Origin of the sequence: Pseudomonas sp. TMW22089 (genome assembly GCF_022496645.1) — a bacterium.
Taxonomy (GTDB): Bacteria; Pseudomonadota; Gammaproteobacteria; order Pseudomonadales; family Pseudomonadaceae; genus Aquipseudomonas; species Aquipseudomonas paraversuta.
The window spans coordinates 100,312-118,538 of sequence record NZ_SCFG01000007.1 but is presented as its reverse complement, the minus strand read 5'-3'; the positions used below and the strand labels follow the sequence as shown (position 1 = coordinate 118,538).

The 18,227-nt window shown below is 59.2% G+C and carries 16 protein-coding genes; all 16 read left to right on the top strand.

All coding sequences use genetic code 11. The annotated features are described in order from the left end of the window. Nucleotides 1-55 precede the first annotated feature (55 nt). Nucleotides 56-1,222, top strand: a complete 1,167-nt coding sequence (locus tag EQV90_RS09505) for a cupin domain-containing protein (protein ID WP_003447014.1) — start codon at nucleotides 56-58, stop codon at nucleotides 1,220-1,222. Then, a complete protein-coding gene (locus EQV90_RS09500) occupies nucleotides 1,215-1,637 on the top strand; it encodes a GNAT family N-acetyltransferase (RefSeq protein WP_003447004.1) in 423 nt (140 codons plus the stop codon). Before EQV90_RS09505 ends, EQV90_RS09500 begins: the two co-directional genes overlap by 8 nt. A 195-nt stretch (nucleotides 1,638-1,832) precedes the next feature. After that, nucleotides 1,833-2,561, top strand: coding sequence for a secretin N-terminal domain-containing protein (locus EQV90_RS09495; RefSeq protein ID WP_240878027.1), 729 nt, complete (start codon nucleotides 1,833-1,835; stop codon nucleotides 2,559-2,561). Nucleotides 2,562-2,801: 240 nt separating this feature from the next. Next, nucleotides 2,802-4,127 carry an isocitrate lyase gene (aceA, locus tag EQV90_RS09490; RefSeq protein WP_003446991.1) on the top strand — a complete coding sequence of 442 codons (1,326 nt, stop codon included), beginning with the start codon at nucleotides 2,802-2,804 and terminating at the stop codon, nucleotides 4,125-4,127. Nucleotides 4,128-4,756: 629 nt separating this feature from the next. Then, the gene (locus EQV90_RS09485; protein WP_003446990.1) at nucleotides 4,757-5,170 is read left to right on the top strand and encodes an NADH-quinone oxidoreductase subunit A; all 414 of its coding nucleotides are present in this window, start codon (nucleotides 4,757-4,759) and stop codon (nucleotides 5,168-5,170) included. Between the two features lie 10 nt (nucleotides 5,171-5,180). Next, entirely contained in the window at nucleotides 5,181-5,855 is a 675-nt protein-coding gene (locus tag EQV90_RS09480) for an NADH-quinone oxidoreductase subunit B (RefSeq protein WP_003446989.1), read from the top strand. Nucleotides 5,856-5,928: 73 nt separating this feature from the next. Further along, a complete protein-coding gene (nuoC, locus tag EQV90_RS09475; protein ID WP_003446985.1) occupies nucleotides 5,929-7,713 on the top strand; it encodes an NADH-quinone oxidoreductase subunit C/D in 1,785 nt (594 codons plus the stop codon). A 2-nt stretch (nucleotides 7,714-7,715) separates the two neighbouring features. After that, a complete protein-coding gene (gene nuoE, locus EQV90_RS09470) occupies nucleotides 7,716-8,213 on the top strand; it encodes an NADH-quinone oxidoreductase subunit NuoE (protein ID WP_010656198.1) in 498 nt (165 codons plus the stop codon). Beyond that, nucleotides 8,210-9,565 carry an NADH-quinone oxidoreductase subunit NuoF gene (nuoF, locus tag EQV90_RS09465; protein ID WP_003446981.1) on the top strand — a complete coding sequence of 452 codons (1,356 nt, stop codon included), beginning with the start codon at nucleotides 8,210-8,212 and terminating at the stop codon, nucleotides 9,563-9,565. The genes nuoE and nuoF overlap by 4 nt, the downstream gene beginning before the upstream one ends. A 132-nt stretch (nucleotides 9,566-9,697) precedes the next feature. Next, nucleotides 9,698-12,412 carry an NADH-quinone oxidoreductase subunit NuoG gene (gene nuoG / locus EQV90_RS09460; RefSeq protein WP_240878026.1) on the top strand — a complete coding sequence of 905 codons (2,715 nt, stop codon included), beginning with the start codon at nucleotides 9,698-9,700 and terminating at the stop codon, nucleotides 12,410-12,412. After that, on the top strand, nucleotides 12,409-13,416 hold the full coding sequence (nuoH, locus tag EQV90_RS09455; RefSeq protein WP_003446978.1) for an NADH-quinone oxidoreductase subunit NuoH: 1,008 nt from the start codon (nucleotides 12,409-12,411) through the stop codon (nucleotides 13,414-13,416). The genes nuoG and nuoH overlap by 4 nt, the downstream gene beginning before the upstream one ends. A gap of 12 nt (nucleotides 13,417-13,428) precedes the next feature. After that, entirely contained in the window at nucleotides 13,429-13,977 is a 549-nt protein-coding gene (nuoI, locus tag EQV90_RS09450; RefSeq protein ID WP_003446975.1) for an NADH-quinone oxidoreductase subunit NuoI, read from the top strand. 9 nt (nucleotides 13,978-13,986) lie between these two features. Next, entirely contained in the window at nucleotides 13,987-14,490 is a 504-nt protein-coding gene (gene nuoJ / locus EQV90_RS09445) for an NADH-quinone oxidoreductase subunit J (RefSeq protein WP_003446971.1), read from the top strand. 1 nt (nucleotide 14,491) lies between these two features. Further along, the gene (gene nuoK / locus EQV90_RS09440) at nucleotides 14,492-14,800 is read left to right on the top strand and encodes an NADH-quinone oxidoreductase subunit NuoK (RefSeq protein ID WP_003446970.1); all 309 of its coding nucleotides are present in this window, start codon (nucleotides 14,492-14,494) and stop codon (nucleotides 14,798-14,800) included. Next, nucleotides 14,797-16,650, top strand: a complete 1,854-nt coding sequence (gene nuoL / locus EQV90_RS09435; protein WP_003446968.1) for an NADH-quinone oxidoreductase subunit L — start codon at nucleotides 14,797-14,799, stop codon at nucleotides 16,648-16,650. The genes nuoK and nuoL overlap by 4 nt, the downstream gene beginning before the upstream one ends. A gap of 38 nt (nucleotides 16,651-16,688) precedes the next feature. Next, on the top strand, nucleotides 16,689-18,221 hold the full coding sequence (nuoM, locus tag EQV90_RS09430) for an NADH-quinone oxidoreductase subunit M (protein WP_003446966.1): 1,533 nt from the start codon (nucleotides 16,689-16,691) through the stop codon (nucleotides 18,219-18,221). Nucleotides 18,222-18,227 lie beyond the last annotated feature (6 nt).

Below are 18,227 nucleotides of genomic sequence, written 5' to 3'. Positions count from 1 at the left end.
CGTGCCGGGCGTTTTTATTCCCGATTACAAAGCGCAATTTTTCAATAGGTTACACATGAATCCTGATATTCCTCTTCAACTTCTGGGCGGCATCACTGCGCGGGAATTCCTGCGCGACTACTGGCAGAAGAAACCCTTGCTGATCCGCCAGGCCATACCTGACTTCGAAAGCCCGATCGACGCCGACGAACTGGCCGGCCTGGCACTTGAAGAAGAAGTCGAATCACGCCTGGTCATCGAACACGGCGAGCGCCCATGGGAATTGCGCCGCGGCCCGTTCGCCGAGGACGAGTTCGGCAAACTGCCAGAACGTGAGTGGACCTTGCTGGTGCAGGCGGTCGATCAGTTCGTGCCTGAAGTCGGCGAACTGCTGGAAAACTTCCGCTTCCTGCCAAGCTGGCGTATCGACGACGTGATGATCAGCTATGCCGCCCCGGGTGGCAGCGTTGGTCCGCATTTCGACAACTACGACGTGTTCTTGCTGCAAGGCCACGGCAAGCGCCACTGGCAGATCGGCCAGATGTGCGATTCCGAAAGCAAACTGCTGGAACACGCCGACCTGCGCATCCTGGCCGATTTCCAGGCCACCGACGAGTGGACCCTGGAGCCGGGCGACATGCTGTACCTGCCTCCGCGCCTGGCCCATTGCGGCGTGGCCGTGGATGACTGCCTGACCTATTCGGTAGGTTTCCGCGCCCCAAGCGCAGCTGAAGTGCTGACCCACTTCACCGACTTCCTCAGCCAGTACCTGCCGGACGAAGAACGCTATACCGATGCCGACGCGCAGCCGGTCAGCGATCCGCACCAGATCCAGCACGACGCACTGGATCGCCTGAAGGGCTTGCTGGCCGAGCACATGAGCGATGAGCGCATGCTGTTGACCTGGTTCGGCCAGTTCATGACCGAACCGCGCTATCCGGAACTCGTTACCGGGCCGGAGCTCGAAGAAGAAGACCTGCTGGGCAGCCTGGAACAGGGCGCGGTCCTGATCCGCAACCCGAGCGCCCGCCTGGCCTGGTCCGAAGTCGATGAAGACCTGCTGCTGTTCGCCAGCGGTCAAAGCCGCCTGCTGCCGGGCAAGCTGCGCGAACTGCTGAAAATGATCTGTGCCGCCGATGCACTGCACAGTGACAACCTCGGCCCATGGCTGGCCGATGAAGACGGACGCAACCTGCTCTGCGAGCTGGTTAAACAAGGAAGCCTGGGGTTCGCCGATGAATAAGATTCACGTACGTGTCGCCAACTGGCAAAAGGACAACGCCGAACTTCGACGCATTCGTGAAGCGGTGTTTATTGCCGAACAACATGTACCGCCCGAGCTGGAGTGGGACGCAGACGATGCCGACGCAGTGCATTTTCTGGCCTATGAAGGCGACTTTCCGATTGGTACCGCCAGGCTCTTGCCTGACGGCCATATCGGCCGGGTTTCAGTGCTCAAGGACTGGCGCGGTCTGAAAGTCGGTGATGCGCTGATGCAGGCAACCATCAACGAAGCTGAAAAGCGCGGCCTGAAGCAACAAATGCTCAGTGCCCAGGTGCACGCCACGCCGTTCTACGAGCGACTGGGCTTCAAGATCGTCAGCGAGGAGTTCCTGGAAGCAGGTATTCCCCACGTTGATATGGTGCGCGCGGGCTGATGCTCGCCCTGTGGGGGCGGGCTTGCCCGCGATAGCAGCGCCTGGTTCCGAGCCATGGAACGGGCCATCCCAATCGCCGGCAAGCCGGCTCCCGCAAAAGATCCAGCCAAACGCCCTGCCATCTTCGGATCGCAGGGCGTTTTGCTATCTGGCACACTCGCTCCATGCCTTTTCAGCATTGCGGAGATAACGGATATGTCCCTACGCGCCATCATCGCCAGCCTGGCACTGTTGTGCAGCATCAGCGCCCTGGCCGATACCCAGGTCATCACCCTGCAGAACCGCACCAGCACCGACCTGCTGCCCATCGCACAGAACTTTATCGGTAAAAACGGCAAAGTCAGCGCCTACGGCAATCAATTGATCGTCGAGGCCTCTGCCTCAAAAATCAAAAACCTCGAAGACCTGCTTGCGCAACTCGACAAGCCAGCCAGGCGCCTGCTGATCACCGTGGATACCAGCGACAACAACCTGCCTGACGCCAGCAGCTCAACACGGGTAATCAGCACGGCCAGTCGCAATGGCGGCACCCAGCAGATCCAGACCACCGAAGGCGTGCCTGCGTTTATCCAGAGCGGCCAGAGCGTGCCACTCACCAGCACGCAGACAGACGCGTATGGACGACTGCTGACGCAAACCGAATACCGGGATGTCACCCGGGGTTTCTACGTGACCGCCACTGTCACAGGTGAAACGGTACACCTGGCGATCAACGCCAACCGCGACCGCATGAGCCAGGAACAGCCGGATGTAGTGAACATTCAAAATACCGACACACAAGTCAGCGGCCCGCTGGGTCAGTGGATCACCCTCGCCGGCAGCAATAGCCGGAATATGGCCGGCCAGCAGGCTGGAACCCGCACCTACTCTACCCTGGGAACGGATGACATGACCTTGCGGGTCAAAGTAGACGCTCTCGACTAAAAGGCCCGAAACTGACCGGCAAGTCGTTTTTTCGGCAATTATGTAGTGCCTTGAAAAAAGCACTACAAAACATTTGACGACGTAAAAATGCAGAGGCATGATGGCCCCGCTCCCGCTAATCAGAGGCCCCCAAATGGCTCTGAGTCTGTAGCGAGTAGCCATTCACGCTTAACAACATTGTTGTGTGCCTGGTGGAGCAACTACTTTTCAACCCAGACCTATGCGACGAGGTTTATCTCCATGGCACTGACACGCGAACAGCAAATTGCAGCCCTTGAAAAAGACTGGGCCGAAAATCCACGCTGGAAAGGCGTGACTCGCGATTACTCCGCTGCTGACGTGGTCCGCCTGCGCGGCTCGGTTCAACCCGAGCACACCTTCGCAAAAATGGGCGCTGACAAGCTGTGGAAACTGGTGACACAGGGCGCACACCCGTCCTTCCGTCCCGAGAAAGATTTCGTCAACTGCATGGGCGCCCTGACCGGGGGCCAGGCAGTACAACAGGTCAAGGCCGGCATCCAGGCTATCTACCTGTCGGGCTGGCAAGTGGCAGCAGACAACAACTCTGCTGAATCCATGTACCCCGATCAGTCGCTGTACCCGGTGGACTCGGTCCCAACCGTGGTCAAGCGCATCAACAACTCATTCCGTCGCGCCGACCAGATCCAGTGGAAAGCCGGCAAAAACCCGGGCGACCAGGGTTACATCGACTACTTCGCACCGATCGTGGCTGACGCCGAAGCCGGTTTCGGCGGCGTGCTGAACGCTTACGAACTGATGAAGAGCATGATCGAAGCAGGCGCCGCCGGCGTTCACTTCGAAGACCAGCTGGCTTCGGTTAAAAAATGCGGACACATGGGCGGCAAGGTTCTGGTGCCTACCCAGGAAGCCGTGCAAAAACTGACCGCAGCCCGTCTGGCTGCAGACGTTGCCGGCACACCGACCATCATCCTGGCCCGCACCGACGCCAACGCAGCAGATCTGCTGACCTCTGACTGCGACCCGTACGACCAGCCATTCGTCACCGGCGAGCGGACCAAGGAAGGCTTCTACAAAGTACGTGCCGGCCTGGACCAGGCTATCGCCCGCGGTCTGGCTTACGCACCGTATGCCGATCTGATCTGGTGCGAGACTGCCAAACCGGATCTGGACGAAGCCCGTCGCTTTGCCGAAGCGATCAAAAAGGAATATCCGGACCAGCTGCTGTCGTACAACTGCTCGCCGTCCTTCAACTGGAAGAAGAACCTGGACGACGCGACCATCGCCAAGTTCCAGCGCGAACTGTCAGCCATGGGCTACAAGCACCAGTTCATCACCCTGGCAGGCATCCACAACATGTGGCACAGCATGTTCAACCTGGCACACGACTATGCCCGCAACGACATGACCGCCTACGTGAAGCTGCAGGAGCAGGAGTTCGCTGACGCCGCCAAAGGCTACACCTTTGTGGCGCACCAGCAGGAAGTGGGCACTGGCTACTTCGACGACATGACCACCGTGATTCAAGGCGGCTCGTCCTCAGTAACCGCCCTCACCGGGTCTACTGAAGAAGAACAGTTCCACTGATTGCCAGCCGAAAAACGAAACAGGGACATTGCCTGACCTGCCGAGAAAAACACGCAATGCCTTGAACATGACGCCCCGACTGGTTCGGGGCTTTTTTTTGCTGACCATTGATCAGCAGAAGCTGGCTGGCCGGCGACAGCCTCGATGCCTCCTTGCGGCACGACAGCGTCACTGGCAAGCCAGCACCTGCACCGAGCCCATGCAGCGTCACCTTTTGAATCGACTAAAAACTGATCCAGGTCCATACCCGGAAACAAGAATCGGGTAAAAAGCCAAGTCCGGAACTTGCATCCGGTACATATATAAGCCAACTTCCACACACCCCCGCAGCGGAGTCCTGACAGACAAGCGCTTAAACGATATTAATTATCATTTAGAGTTGCTTTTGTTGATTGGTTGCCCCACCAAACATAATCACCAAAACACGCTGCAATGCCCGTACAACGTGGCCTGGACAGTCTTTATGGATGTCTCTACCACTAAAGGATTGAATTAATTCATCTTAGAAAATTTACTTGCCGGGTGTTTAGCCATAAAATCCCGGCCATCAATAGCGCTGCGACATATCGTCACTGCTTTATTTCTTTTTTAAGCTCAGAGACCTTTGCTCTCTGTTAAGGATTACCAGCATGCCCGAAGCGACAGGACTCATAGCCCACAACTGGGGCTTTGCCATTTTCCTTCTCGGTGTTGTCGGCCTTTGTGCCTTCATGCTCGGCGTCTCCAGCCTCCTCGGGTCAAAAGCCTGGGGTCGCAGCAAAAACGAACCGTTCGAGTCGGGCATGCTACCTACCGGTGGCGCCCGCTTGCGGCTCTCAGCCAAATTCTATCTGGTCGCGATGCTGTTCGTGATCTTCGATATCGAAGCCCTTTTTCTCTTTGCCTGGTCTGTGTCTGTTCGCGAAAGCGGCTGGACCGGATTCGTCGAAGCTCTCGTTTTCATAGCAATTCTGTTGGCAGGCCTTGTCTACCTATTTCGGGTGGGTGCTCTTGATTGGGCACCGGAAGCTCGTCGTAAGCGGCAGGCCAAGCTGAAACAATGAGGCTTTGGCGATGCAATACGAACTCACCAGGATCGACCCGGATGCTCCTAACGAGCAGTACCCGATCGGCAAACGGGAAACCGTTTCCGATCCGTTAGAAGATCAAGTCCACAAAAACATCTTCATGGGCAAGCTTGAGGACGTACTGAACAATACGGTCAATTGGGGACGTAAGAACTCCCTGTGGCCGTACAACTTCGGTCTGTCCTGCTGCTACGTGGAGATGACCACCGCCTTCACGGCGCCCCACGACATCGCGCGCTTTGGCGCCGAAGTTATCCGGGCATCGCCGCGCCAGGCGGATTTCATGGTTATTGCCGGTACCTGCTTCATCAAGATGGCGCCGATCATTCAGCGTCTCTATGAGCAAATGCTTGAGCCTAAATGGGTTATTTCCATGGGTTCTTGCGCCAACTCCGGTGGCATGTACGACATTTACTCCGTGGTTCAAGGGGTCGACAAGTTCCTGCCCGTGGACGTTTACGTGCCTGGCTGCCCACCCCGCCCAGAGGCTTTTCTGCAGGGCTTGATGCTCTTGCAAGAGTCGATTGGCCAGGAGCGTCGCCCACTTTCCTGGGTTGTCGGCGAACAAGGCGTTTATCGCGCCGAGATGCCGTCACAAAAGGAACAGCGCCGTGAACAGCGTATTCAGGTGACCAACCTGCGCAGCCCCGACGAAGTCTGATCCAGCTCTGCTTCTTTAATAGAACGAGACACTGGCTTCATTCTTTACGTTGACCGAAAGCGATAAAAAAACCATGACTACAGGCTCCGCTCTGTACATCCCGCCTTATAAGGCTGACGACCAAGATGTGGTTGTCGAACTGAACACCCGTTTTGGCCCCGAGGCATTCACTGCCCAGGCCACGCGCACCGGCATGCCGGTGCTTTGGGTTACCCGCGCAAAACTGGTTGAAGTACTGACCTTCCTGCGTAACCTGCCAAAACCTTACGTCATGCTCTACGACTTGCATGGTGTGGACGAACGTCTGCGCACCAAGCGTCAGGGCCTGCCATCGGGTGCCGACTTCACCGTCTTCTATCACCTGATGTCGCTTGAACGTAACAGCGACGTCATGATCAAGGTGGCGCTGTCCGAAAGTGACCTGAGCGTGCCGACCATCACCGGTATCTGGCCGAACGCCAACTGGTACGAGCGTGAAGTCTGGGACATGTTCGGTATCGACTTCAAAGGGCACCCGCACCTGTCGCGCATCATGATGCCGCCGACCTGGGAAGGTCACCCGCTGCGCAAGGACTTCCCGGCCCGGGCCACTGAGTTCGATCCGTACAGCCTGACCCTGGCCAAGGTTCAGCTGGAAGAAGAAGCCGCCCGTTTCAAACCCGAAGACTGGGGCATGAAGCGTTCCGGGGAAAACGAGGACTACATGTTCCTCAACCTCGGCCCCAACCACCCTTCTGCTCACGGTGCCTTCCGCATCATTCTGCAGCTGGACGGTGAAGAGATCGTCGACTGCGTGCCAGACGTCGGCTACCACCACCGTGGTGCCGAAAAAATGGCCGAGCGCCAGTCCTGGCACAGCTTCATCCCGTACACCGACCGTATCGACTACCTCGGCGGCGTGATGAACAACCTGCCGTACGTGCTGTCGGTCGAGAAGCTGGCGGGCATCAAGGTACCGGATCGGGTAGACACCATCCGCATCATGATGGCCGAGTTCTTCCGTATCACCAGCCACCTGCTGTTCCTGGGGACATACATCCAGGACGTGGGCGCAATGACCCCGGTGTTCTTCACGTTTACCGACCGTCAGCGCGCATACAAGGTGATCGAAGCCATCACCGGCTTCCGTCTGCACCCGGCCTGGTACCGCATCGGCGGTGTTGCCCACGACCTGCCGAACGGCTGGGAACGCCTGGTCAAGGAATTCATCGACTGGATGCCCAAGCGTCTGGACGAGTACCAGAAAGCCGCTCTGGACAACAGCATCCTGCGTGGCCGTACGATCGGCGTCGCCGCCTACAACACCAAAGAGGCCCTGGAATGGGGCGTCACCGGTGCCGGCCTGCGTTCGACCGGTTGCGATTTCGACCTGCGCAAGGCGCGTCCGTATTCCGGCTACGAGAACTTCGAGTTTGAAGTCCCGCTGGCGGCCAACGGCGATGCCTACGACCGCTGCATCGTGCGCGTCGAAGAAATGCGCCAGAGCCTGAAAATCATCGAGCAGTGCATGCGCAACATGCCGGCCGGGCCGTACAAGGCGGATCACCCGCTGACCACGCCGCCGCCTAAAGAGCGCACGCTGCAGCACATCGAGACCTTGATCACGCACTTCCTGCAAGTTTCGTGGGGCCCGGTAATGCCGGCCAACGAATCCTTCCAGATGATCGAAGCGACCAAGGGCATCAACAGTTATTACCTGACGAGCGATGGCGGCACCATGAGCTACCGCACCCGGATTCGCACCCCAAGCTTCCCGCACCTGCAGCAGATCCCTTCGGTGATCAAAGGCGAAATGGTCGCGGACTTGATTGCGTACCTGGGTAGTATCGATTTCGTTATGGCCGACGTGGACCGCTAAGCATGAACAGCACGCTTATCCAGACAGACCGTTTCGCCCTGAGCGAAACCGAGCGCTCGGCCATCGAGCACGAGCTGCATCACTACGAAGATCCGCGCGCAGCGTCGATCGAAGCCCTGAAGATCGTTCAGAAGGAACGCGGCTGGGTGCCCGATGGCGCGCTTTACGCCATCGGTGAAATGCTCGGCATCCCCGCCAGCGACGTTGAAGGCGTGGCCACGTTCTACAGCCAGATCTTCCGTCAGCCAGTGGGCCGTCACATCATTCGCGTATGCGACAGCATGGTCTGCTACATCGGTGGCCACGAATCCGTAGTCAGCGAAATCCAGAGCAAGCTGGGCATCGGCCTGGGCCAGACCACTGCAGACGGCCGCTTCACGCTGCTGCCAGTGTGCTGCCTGGGTAACTGCGACAAGGCGCCGGCGTTGATGATCGACGACGACACATTCGGTGACGTACAGCCTGCTGGCGTCGCCACGTTGTTGGAGGGCTACCCATGACCCTGACTTCTTTCGGCCCTGCCAACCGTATCGCGCGGTCGCCGGAAACCCATCCTCTGACCTGGCGTCTGCGTGACGACGGCGAGCCGGTATGGCTTGACGAGTACCAGGCCAAGGACGGTTACGCTGCAGCCCGCAAGGCATTCGCCGACATGGCCACGGACGACATCGTCCAGACCGTTAAAGACGCCGGCCTCAAGGGTCGAGGCGGCGCCGGCTTCCCTACCGGGGTGAAGTGGGGGCTGATGCCCAAAGACGAATCCATGAACATCCGTTACCTGCTGTGTAACGCCGATGAGATGGAACCCAACACCTGGAAAGACCGCATGCTGATGGAGCAACTGCCCCATCTGCTGATCGAAGGCATGCTGATCAGTGCCCGCGCACTGAAAACCTACCGTGGCTATATCTTCCTGCGTGGCGAATACACCACCGCCGCCAAGCACCTCAACCGTGCGGTCGAAGAAGCCAAGGCTGCGGGCCTGCTGGGCAAGAACATCCTGGGCTCGGGGTTTGACTTCGAACTGTTCGTTCACACCGGCGCCGGGCGTTACATCTGCGGTGAAGAAACCGCACTGATCAACTCCCTCGAAGGCCGTCGCGCCAACCCGCGCTCCAAGCCGCCGTTCCCGGCAGCCGTGGGCGTATGGGGCAAGCCGACTTGCGTGAACAACGTTGAAACCCTGTGCAACGTGCCAGCCATCATCGGCAACGGCGTTGACTGGTACAAATCCATTGCCCGCGAAGGCAGCGAAGACATGGGCACCAAGCTCATGGGCTTCTCCGGCAAGGTCAAGAACCCCGGCCTGTGGGAACTGCCGTTTGGCGTGACCGCCCGCGAGCTGTTCGAAGACTATGCCGGCGGCATGCGCGACGGCTTCAAGCTCAAGTGCTGGCAGCCGGGCGGTGCCGGTACCGGCTTCCTGCTGCCGGAGCACCTGGACGCACAAATGTACGCCGGTGGCATCGCCAAGGTCGGCACCCGTATGGGTACCGGTCTGGCCATGGCCGTCGACGACAGCGTCAACATGGTGTCCCTGCTGCGCAACATGGAACAGTTCTTCTCTCGCGAATCCTGCGGTTTCTGCACCCCGTGCCGTGATGGCCTGCCATGGAGCGTCAAGCTGCTGATGGCCATCGAGAACGGTGAAGGTCAGCCCGGCGATATCGAGACCCTGCTGGGTCTGGTCGGCTTCCTCGGCCCTGGCAAGACGTTCTGTGCTCACGCACCGGGTGCCGTGGAGCCATTGGGCAGCGCGATCAAGTACTTCCGTCCAGAGTTCGAAGCCGGTATTGCGCAAGCAAAACCCGGAGTTCCGCCTCTGGCACGCCCGATTGTTATCGGCGCGTAACGCTCTGAAGGAGAGCGGTCCGTGCCGCTCTCTGATCGTTCGATAACGCCGTAAGGCTGAGTTGCTTCGAACGCATAACAAGATTCCATTAGCCACGCCCGCTGACACCGGGCCAACGAAGACCTTTGAACCATGGCCACTATCCACGTAGACGGCAAAGATCTCGAAGTCGATGGGGCAGACAACCTGTTACAGGCGTGTCTGTCGCTAGGCCTCGATATCCCGTATTTCTGCTGGCACCCTGCCCTGGGCAGTGTTGGCGCTTGCCGCCAATGCGCCGTCAAGCAGTACACCGACGAGAACGACAAGCGTGGTCGTATCGTCATGTCATGCATGACCCCGGCCACCGACGGTAGCTGGATCTCCATCGACGACGAAGAGGCGAAAGTGTTTCGCGCCAGCGTTGTTGAATGGCTGATGACCAACCACCCGCACGACTGCCCTGTGTGCGAAGAAGGCGGTCACTGTCATCTGCAAGACATGACCGTGATGACCGGCCACAACGAGCGCCGTTATCGCTTCACCAAGCGTACTCACCAGAACCAGCAACTGGGCCCGTTCATTTCCCACGAAATGAACCGCTGCATCGCCTGCTATCGCTGCGTGCGCTTCTATAAAGACTACGCCGGCGGCACCGACCTCGGCGTATTCGGCGCCCACGACAACGTGTACTTCGGTCGCGTTGAAGACGGCGTGCTCGAAAGCGAATTCTCGGGCAACCTCACCGAAGTCTGCCCGACCGGCGTGTTCACTGACAAAACCCACTCCGAGCGCTACAACCGCAAGTGGGACATGCAGTTTTCACCCAGCATCTGCCACGGTTGCTCCAGCGGCTGCAACATCAGCCCGGGTGAGCGTTATGGCGAATTGCGCCGCATCGAAAACCGCTTCAACGGTTCGGTCAACCAGTACTTCCTGTGTGACCGTGGCCGTTTCGGCTATGGCTACGTCAACCGCACAGACCGCCCGCGCCAGCCATTGCTGGCCGATGGCAGCAAACTGAGCCTCGACGCGGCACTGGACAAGGCTGCCGACCTGCTGCGCGGTCGCAACATCGTCGGTATCGGTTCGCCACGTGCCAGCCTCGAAAGCAACTACGCGTTGCGCGAACTGGTCGGCGCCGAGCACTTCTACTCGGGCATCGAAGCCGGTGAGCTGGAGCGCATCCGTCTGGTGCTGCAAGTTCTGAAAGACAGCCCGCTGCCAGTGCCGAACATGCGCGAGATCGAAGATCACGACGCCATTTTCGTCCTTGGCGAAGACCTGACCCAGACCGCCGCCCGTATGGCGCTGTCGCTGCGTCAATCGGTCAAGGGCAAGGCCGAAGAAATGGCCGATGGCATGCGCGTACAGCCATGGCTCGATGCTGCAGTCAAAAACATCGGCCAACACGCCCTGTACCCGTTGTTCATCGCCAGCCTGGCTGAAACCAAGCTCGACGACGTTGCCGAAGAATGCGTACACGCAGCACCGGATGACCTGGCCCGTATCGGTTTCGCCGTGGCCCATGCCATCGACGCCAGCGCGCCTGCCGTCGCCGGTCTGGATGCAGAAGCCCTGGAGCTGGCACAACGCATCGCCAACACCCTGCTGGCAGCCAAACGCCCACTGATCATTGCCGGTACTTCCCTGGGCTGCAAAGCCCTGATCGAAGCCGCAGGCAACATCGCCAAAGCCTTGCACCTGCGGGAAAAGGCCGGTTCCATCAGCCTGATCGTTCCGGAAGCCAACAGCCTTGGCCTGGCCATGCTCGGTGGCGAATCGCTGGACGCGGCCCTGCAAGCAGTTACTGACGGTAAAGCCGACGCCATCGTAGTGCTGGAAAACGACCTGTTCACCCGGGTTGATGCAGTCAAGGTCAATGCTGCGCTGGATGCGGCCAAAGTGCTGATCGTTGCCGATCATCAAAAGACCGCGACCACCGACCGTGCCGACCTGGTTCTGCCAGCCGCCAGCTTCGCTGAAGGCGACGGTACGCTGGTCAGCCAGGAAGGCCGTGCCCAGCGCTTCTTCCAGGTGTTCGACCCGACTTACCTGGACGCCAGCATTCTGGTTCACGAAGGCTGGCGCTGGTTGCACGCCCTGCGCAGCACCCTGCTGAACAAGCCGGTTGACTGGACCCTGCTGGACCACGTGACTCAGGCCACTGCTGCGAGCACTCCAGAGTTGGCGCGCATCGTTGATGCCGCACCTTCTGCTGCGTTCCGTATCAAAGGTATGAAACTGGCCCGCGAACCGCTGCGTTACAGCGGCCGTACCGCCATGCGCGCCAATATCAGCGTGCATGAGCCTCGCACCCCACAAGACCCGGACACCGCGTTTGCCTTCTCGATGGAAGGTTACTCGGGCTCCGTCGAACCGCGCCAACAGGTGCCGTTCGCCTGGTCGCCGGGCTGGAACTCGCCACAAGCGTGGAACAAGTTCCAGGACGAAGTGGGTGGTCATATCCGTGCTGGCGACCCGGGCACCCGCCTGATCGAAAGCAAGGGTGATTCGCTGAACTGGTTCGCCGGCATTCCGGGCGCATTCAACCCGGCACGCGGCACCTGGCAAGTAGTGCCGTTCTTCCACCTGCTGGGCAGCGAAGAGAACTCTTCCAAGGCCGCGCCGGTTCAAGAACGCATTCCGGCGGCTTACATCGCGCTGGCCAAGGCCGAAGCCGATCGTCTGGGTGTCAATGACGGCGCTCTGCTCAGCCTGAACGTTGCCGGTGTGACCCTGCGTCTGCCGCTGCGGATCAATGAAGAGCTGGGTTCAGGTCTGGTGGCATTGCCTGCAGGTCTTGCCGGCATCCCGCCTGCGATCTTTGGTCTTACCGTTGACGGTTTGCAGGAGGCAGCCCAATGACCTGGTTTACGCCTGAAGTGATCGACGTAATTATCTCGGTACTCAAAGCAGTGGTCATCCTGCTTGCCGTGGTGGTCTGCGGCGCGCTGTTGAGCTGGGTCGAGCGTCGTTTGCTCGCCCTCTGGCAGGACCGTTACGGTCCGAACCGGGTTGGCCCGTTCGGCGCGTTTCAGATTGCCGCCGACATGATCAAGATGTTCTTCAAGGAAGACTGGACCCCGCCGTTTGCCGACAAGGTGATTTTCACCCTGGCACCGGTGGTAGCCATGAGCGCCTTGCTGGTCGCCTTTGCGATCATCCCGATCACCCCGACCTGGGGCGTGGCGGACCTGAACATCGGCATCCTGTTCTTCTTCGCCATGGCCGGTCTGTCGGTGTACGCGGTGTTGTTCGCCGGCTGGTCCAGCAACAACAAGTTCGCCTTGCTGGGCGCCTTGCGCGCCTCGGCCCAGACCGTGTCCTACGAAGTGTTCATGGGCCTGGCGCTGATGGGCATCGTGGTCCAGGTTGGCTCGTTCAACATGCGCGACATCGTTGAATATCAAGCGCAGAACATGTGGTTCATCATTCCGCAGATCTTCGGTTTCCTGACCTTCTTCATCGCTGGCGTCGCCGTGACTCACCGTCACCCCTTCGACCAGCCCGAAGCCGAGCAGGAACTGGCCGATGGTTACCACATTGAATATGCCGGCATGAAATGGGGCATGTTCTTCGTTGGTGAGTACATCGGGATCGTGTTGATCTCGGCGTTGCTGGTGACTTTGTTCTTCGGTGGCTGGCACGGGCCTTTCGGCATCCTGCCGCAGATTCCGTTTATCTGGTTCGCCCTGAAGACCGCGTTTTTCATCATGATCTTCATCCTGCTGCGCGCTTCCATTCCGCGCCCACGGTATGACCAGGTGATGGATTTCAGCTGGAAGTTCTGCCTGCCGCTGACCCTGATCAATTTGCTGGTAACCGCCGCAGTCGTGTTGTTGAACACGCCCGCCGGCGCGGTTCAGTGAGGATAGAGACCCATGTTCAAGTATCTGTTTGACATCGTGCATGGCACCTACACCCAGCTTCGCAGCCTGGTGATGGTGTTTGGCCATGCCTTCCGCAAGCGTGACACGCTGCAATACCCGGAAGAAGCGGTCTATCTGCCACCGCGTTATCGCGGGCGGATCGTCCTGACCCGCGACCCGGACGGCGAAGAGCGCTGTGTAGCCTGCAACCTGTGCGCCGTAGCGTGCCCGGTGGGCTGCATTTCGCTGCAAAAAGCCGAAACCGAAGATGGCCGTTGGTACCCGGAGTTTTTCCGCATCAACTTCTCACGCTGCATTTTTTGCGGCCTGTGTGAGGAAGCCTGCCCGACCACCGCAATCCAGCTGACTCCGGATTTTGAGATGGCCGAGTTCAAACGTCAGGACCTGGTGTACGAGAAAGAAGATCTGCTGATCTCCGGCCCCGGCAAGAACCCTGATTACAACTTCTATCGTGTTGCGGGTATGGCCGTTGAGGGCAAGCCGAAAGGCGCTGCCCAGAACGAAGCCGAGCCGATCAACGTGAAGAGCTTGCTGCCTTAAGGAAGAACGATGGAATTCGCTTTCTATTTCGCATCGGGTATCGCTGTAGTGTCCACGTTACGTGTGATCACCAACACCAACCCCGTGCATGCCCTGCTCTACCTGATTATTTCGCTGATTGCCGTGGCGATGACGTTCTTCAGCCTTGGCGCACCGTTTGCCGGTGTGCTGGAAGTGATCGCCTACGCCGGCGCCATCATGGTGCTGTTCGTGTTTGTGGTGATGATGCTCAACCAGGGCCCGGCCTCGGTTCAGCAGGAACGCATCTGGCTCAAGCCCAATATCTGGATCGGACCGACCATTTTGTCCGCCCTGCTGCTGGCCGAACTGCTGTACGTGCTGTTCGCCCATCAGAGCGGTGCTGCAATCGGTCAAACCACCATCGATGCAAAAGCCGTGGGCATCAGCCTGTTCGGCCCGTATCTGCTGGTAGTCGAACTCGCCTCGTTTCTGTTGCTTGCAGCAGCAGTGACGGCGTTCCACTTGGGCCGTAACGAGGCGAAGGAGCAATAACATGCCAGGAATACCTCTCGAACATGGTCTGGCCGTTGCCGGTGTCCTGTTCTGCCTCGGTCTGGTCGGCCTGATGGTACGTCGCAACATTCTCTTCGTATTGATGAGTCTGGAAATCATGATGAACGCCGCTGCACTGGCGTTCATCGTTGCCGGTGCACGCTGGGCGCAGCCGGATGGACAAGTGATGTTCATCCTGGTGATCACCCTTGCAGCAGCCGAGGCCAGCATTGGCCTGGCGATCCTGCTGCAGCTGTATCGCCGTTTCCACACGCTTGATATCGATGCTGCCAGTGAGATGCGCGGATGAACCTTCTCTTTCTGACTTTCGTATTCCCCCTGATCGGCTTTTTGCTGCTGTCCTTCTCCCGTGGACGCTTCAGCGAAAACCTCTCGGCCCTGATCGGCGTCGGCTCCATTGGCCTCTCGGCCATCGTGGCTGCCTATGTGATCTGGCAATTCAACGTTGCACCGCCTGAAGGCGGTCACTACACACAAGTGCTGTGGCAGTGGATGTCGGTGGAAGGCTTCAAGCCCAACTTCGCCCTCTACCTGGACGGCCTGTCGGTGACCATGCTCGGCGTGGTGGTCGGCGTCGGCTTCCTGATCCACCTGTTCGCCTCCTGGTACATGCGCGGTGAAGAGGGCTACTCGCGCTTCTTCGCGTACACCAACCTGTTTATCGCCAGCATGCTGTTCCTGATCCTGGGCGATAACCTGTTGTTCCTGTACTTCGGCTGGGAAGGTGTGGGCCTGTGCTCGTACCTGTTGATCGGTTTCTACTACAGCAACCGCAACAACGGTAATGCCGCACTCAAAGCCTTTATCGTGACCCGTATCGGCGACGTGTTCATGGCCATCGGCCTGTTCATCCTGTTCCAGCAACTGGGCACGCTGAACATTCAGGAGCTGCTGGTTCAAGCGCCGCTGAAGTTCCAGGCCGGTGACTTCTGGATCGTATTGGCGACCCTGATGCTGCTGGGCGGCGCGGTCGGCAAATCGGCACAACTGCCACTGCAAACCTGGCTGGCAGATGCGATGGCCGGTCCTACCCCGGTTTCGGCACTGATCCACGCCGCAACCATGGTAACCGCGGGCGTTTACCTGATTGCCCGTACCCACGGTCTGTTCACCCTCGCTCCGGACATCCTGCACCTGGTGGGTATCGTCGGCGGCGTGACCCTGGTACTGGCCGGTTTCGCCGCACTGGTACAAACCGACATCAAACGTATCCTCGCCTACTCGACCATGAGCCAGATCGGCTACATGTTCCTGGCGCTGGGCGTTGGTGCATGGGACGGTGCGATCTTCCACCTGATGACCCACGCCTTCTTCAAGGCCCTGCTGTTCCTTGCTTCCGGTGCGGTGATCGTTGCCTGCCACCACGAGCAGAACATCTTCAAGATGGGCGGCCTGTGGAAAAAACTGCCACTGGCCTACGCCAGCTTCATCGTCGGCGGCGCGGCACTCTCTGCCTTGCCACTGCTGACGGCCGGCTTCTACTCCAAGGACGAAATTCTTTGGGAGGCCTTCGCCAGCGGCAACAACGAACTGCTGTATGCCGGCCTGGTCGGCGCGTTCATGACCTCGCTGTACACCTTCCGCCTGATCTTCATCACGTTCCACGGTGAAGCCAAGACTGAAGCCCACCCGGGGCATGGCGTTTCCTACTGGCTGCCGCTGGGGGTACTGATCGTACTGTCGACCTTCATCGGCGCCATGATCACTCCGCCACTGGCCGGTGTTCTGCCACAAAGCGTCGGCCATGCCGGCGGCGAAGCCAAGCACAGCCTGGAAATCGCTTCGGGCGCCATCGCCCTGGCCGGTATCCTGCTGGCCGGCTTGCTGTACCTGGGCAAGCGCCGCTTCGTCACCTACGTTGCCAACAGCGCCATTGGCCGCTTCCTCACGGCCTGGTGGTTCGCCGCGTGGGGCTTCGACTGGCTGTACGACAAACTGTTCGTCAAACCTTACCTGTTGATCTGCCGCTTGCTGCGCAAAGATCCTCTGGACCAGACCATTGGTTTGATCCCGAAGATGGCCAAAGCCGGGCATAACGCCCTGAGCCGTAGCGAAACCGGACAACTGCGTTGGTACGCTGCTTCTATGGCCGCCGGTGCTGTACTGGTCATGGGCGCCATCGTTTTGGTAGCGGTCTGATATGAACCTTCGACATTGCGAAAGGAATTGAGCCCGTCATGATTCTGCCTTGGCTAATCCTGATCCCCTTTATCGGCGGCCTGCTGTGCTGGCTGGGTGAGCGCTTCGGCCCTACCCTGCCACGCTGGATTGCGTTGCTGACCATGTCCCTTGAGCTTGCACTCGGCCTTTGGCTGTGGTCCCAGGGTAACTATTCATTTGCACCGGCGCCCGGCGCCGATCCGACCTGGGCCCTGGAGTTCCAGCACATCTGGATCGCACGCTTCGGTATCAGCGTGCACCTGGCGCTGGACGGCCTGTCGCTGCTGATGATCCTGCTCACCGGCTTGCTCGGCGTGCTGTCCGTTCTGTGCTCCTGGAAAGAGATTCAGCGTCATGTGGGCTTCTTCCACCTGAACCTGATGTGGATCCTGGGCGGTGTGGTTGGCGTGTTCCTCGCCATCGACCTGTTCATGTTCTTCTTCTTCTGGGAAATGATGCTGGTGCCGATGTACTTCCTCATCGCGCTCTGGGGTCACAGTTCTTCGGACGGCAAGAAAACCCGTATCTACGCCGCCACCAAGTTCTTCATCTTCACTCAGGCTTCCGGCCTGATCATGCTGGTGGCGATCCTGGGTCTGGTGCTGGTCAACTTCAACAACACCGGCGTGATTACCTTCAGCTACGCCGAGTTGCTGAAAACCAAGATGTCACTCACTACCGAGTACATCCTGATGCTTGGCTTCTTCATTGCGTTTGCCGTGAAACTGCCAGTCGTACCGTTCCACTCCTGGTTGCCTGACGCTCACGCCCAGGCACCGACTGCCGGTTCTGTGGACCTGGCCGGTATCCTGCTGAAGACCGCTGCCTATGGTCTGCTGCGATTCGCCCTGCCGCTGTTCCCGAATGCTTCGGCCGAGTTTGCGCCGATTGCCATGGCCCTGGGTCTGATCGGGATTTTCTACGGCGCGTTCCTGGCCTTCGCACAAACCGACATCAAGCGTCTGATCGCGTTCTCCAGTGTTTCGCACATGGGCTTCGTACTGATCGGGATCTACTCCGGCAGCCAGCTGGCACTGCAAGGTGCCGTCATCCAGATGCTGGCCCACGGTGTTTCGGCAGCCGCGCTGTTTATCCTCAGCGGTCAACTGTACGAGCGTCTGCACACTCGCGACATGCGGGAAATGGGCGGCTTGTGGTCCAAGATCGCCTACCTGCCGGCCATCAGCCTGTTCTTCGCTGCGGCGTCGCTGGGCCTGCCGGGTACCGGTAACTTCGTCGGCGAATTCCTGATCCTGATTGGCTCGTTCGCCAGCTTCCCATGGATCACGGCCATTGCCACAACCGGTCTGGTGTTTGGTTCGGTCTACTCGCTGATCATGATTCACCGCGCCTATTTCGGCCCTTCCAAGTCGGATGCAGTACTGGCCGGCATGGATGCACGTGAACTGATCATGGTGCTCGGTCTGGCGGTATTGCTGGTGTTCATCGGCGTATACCCACAACCGTTCCTCGATACCTCGGCTGCGACCATGCATGGCGTGCAGCAGTGGATCGGCACCGCCTTCACTCAACTCGCTTCGGCCCGGTAAGAGCGC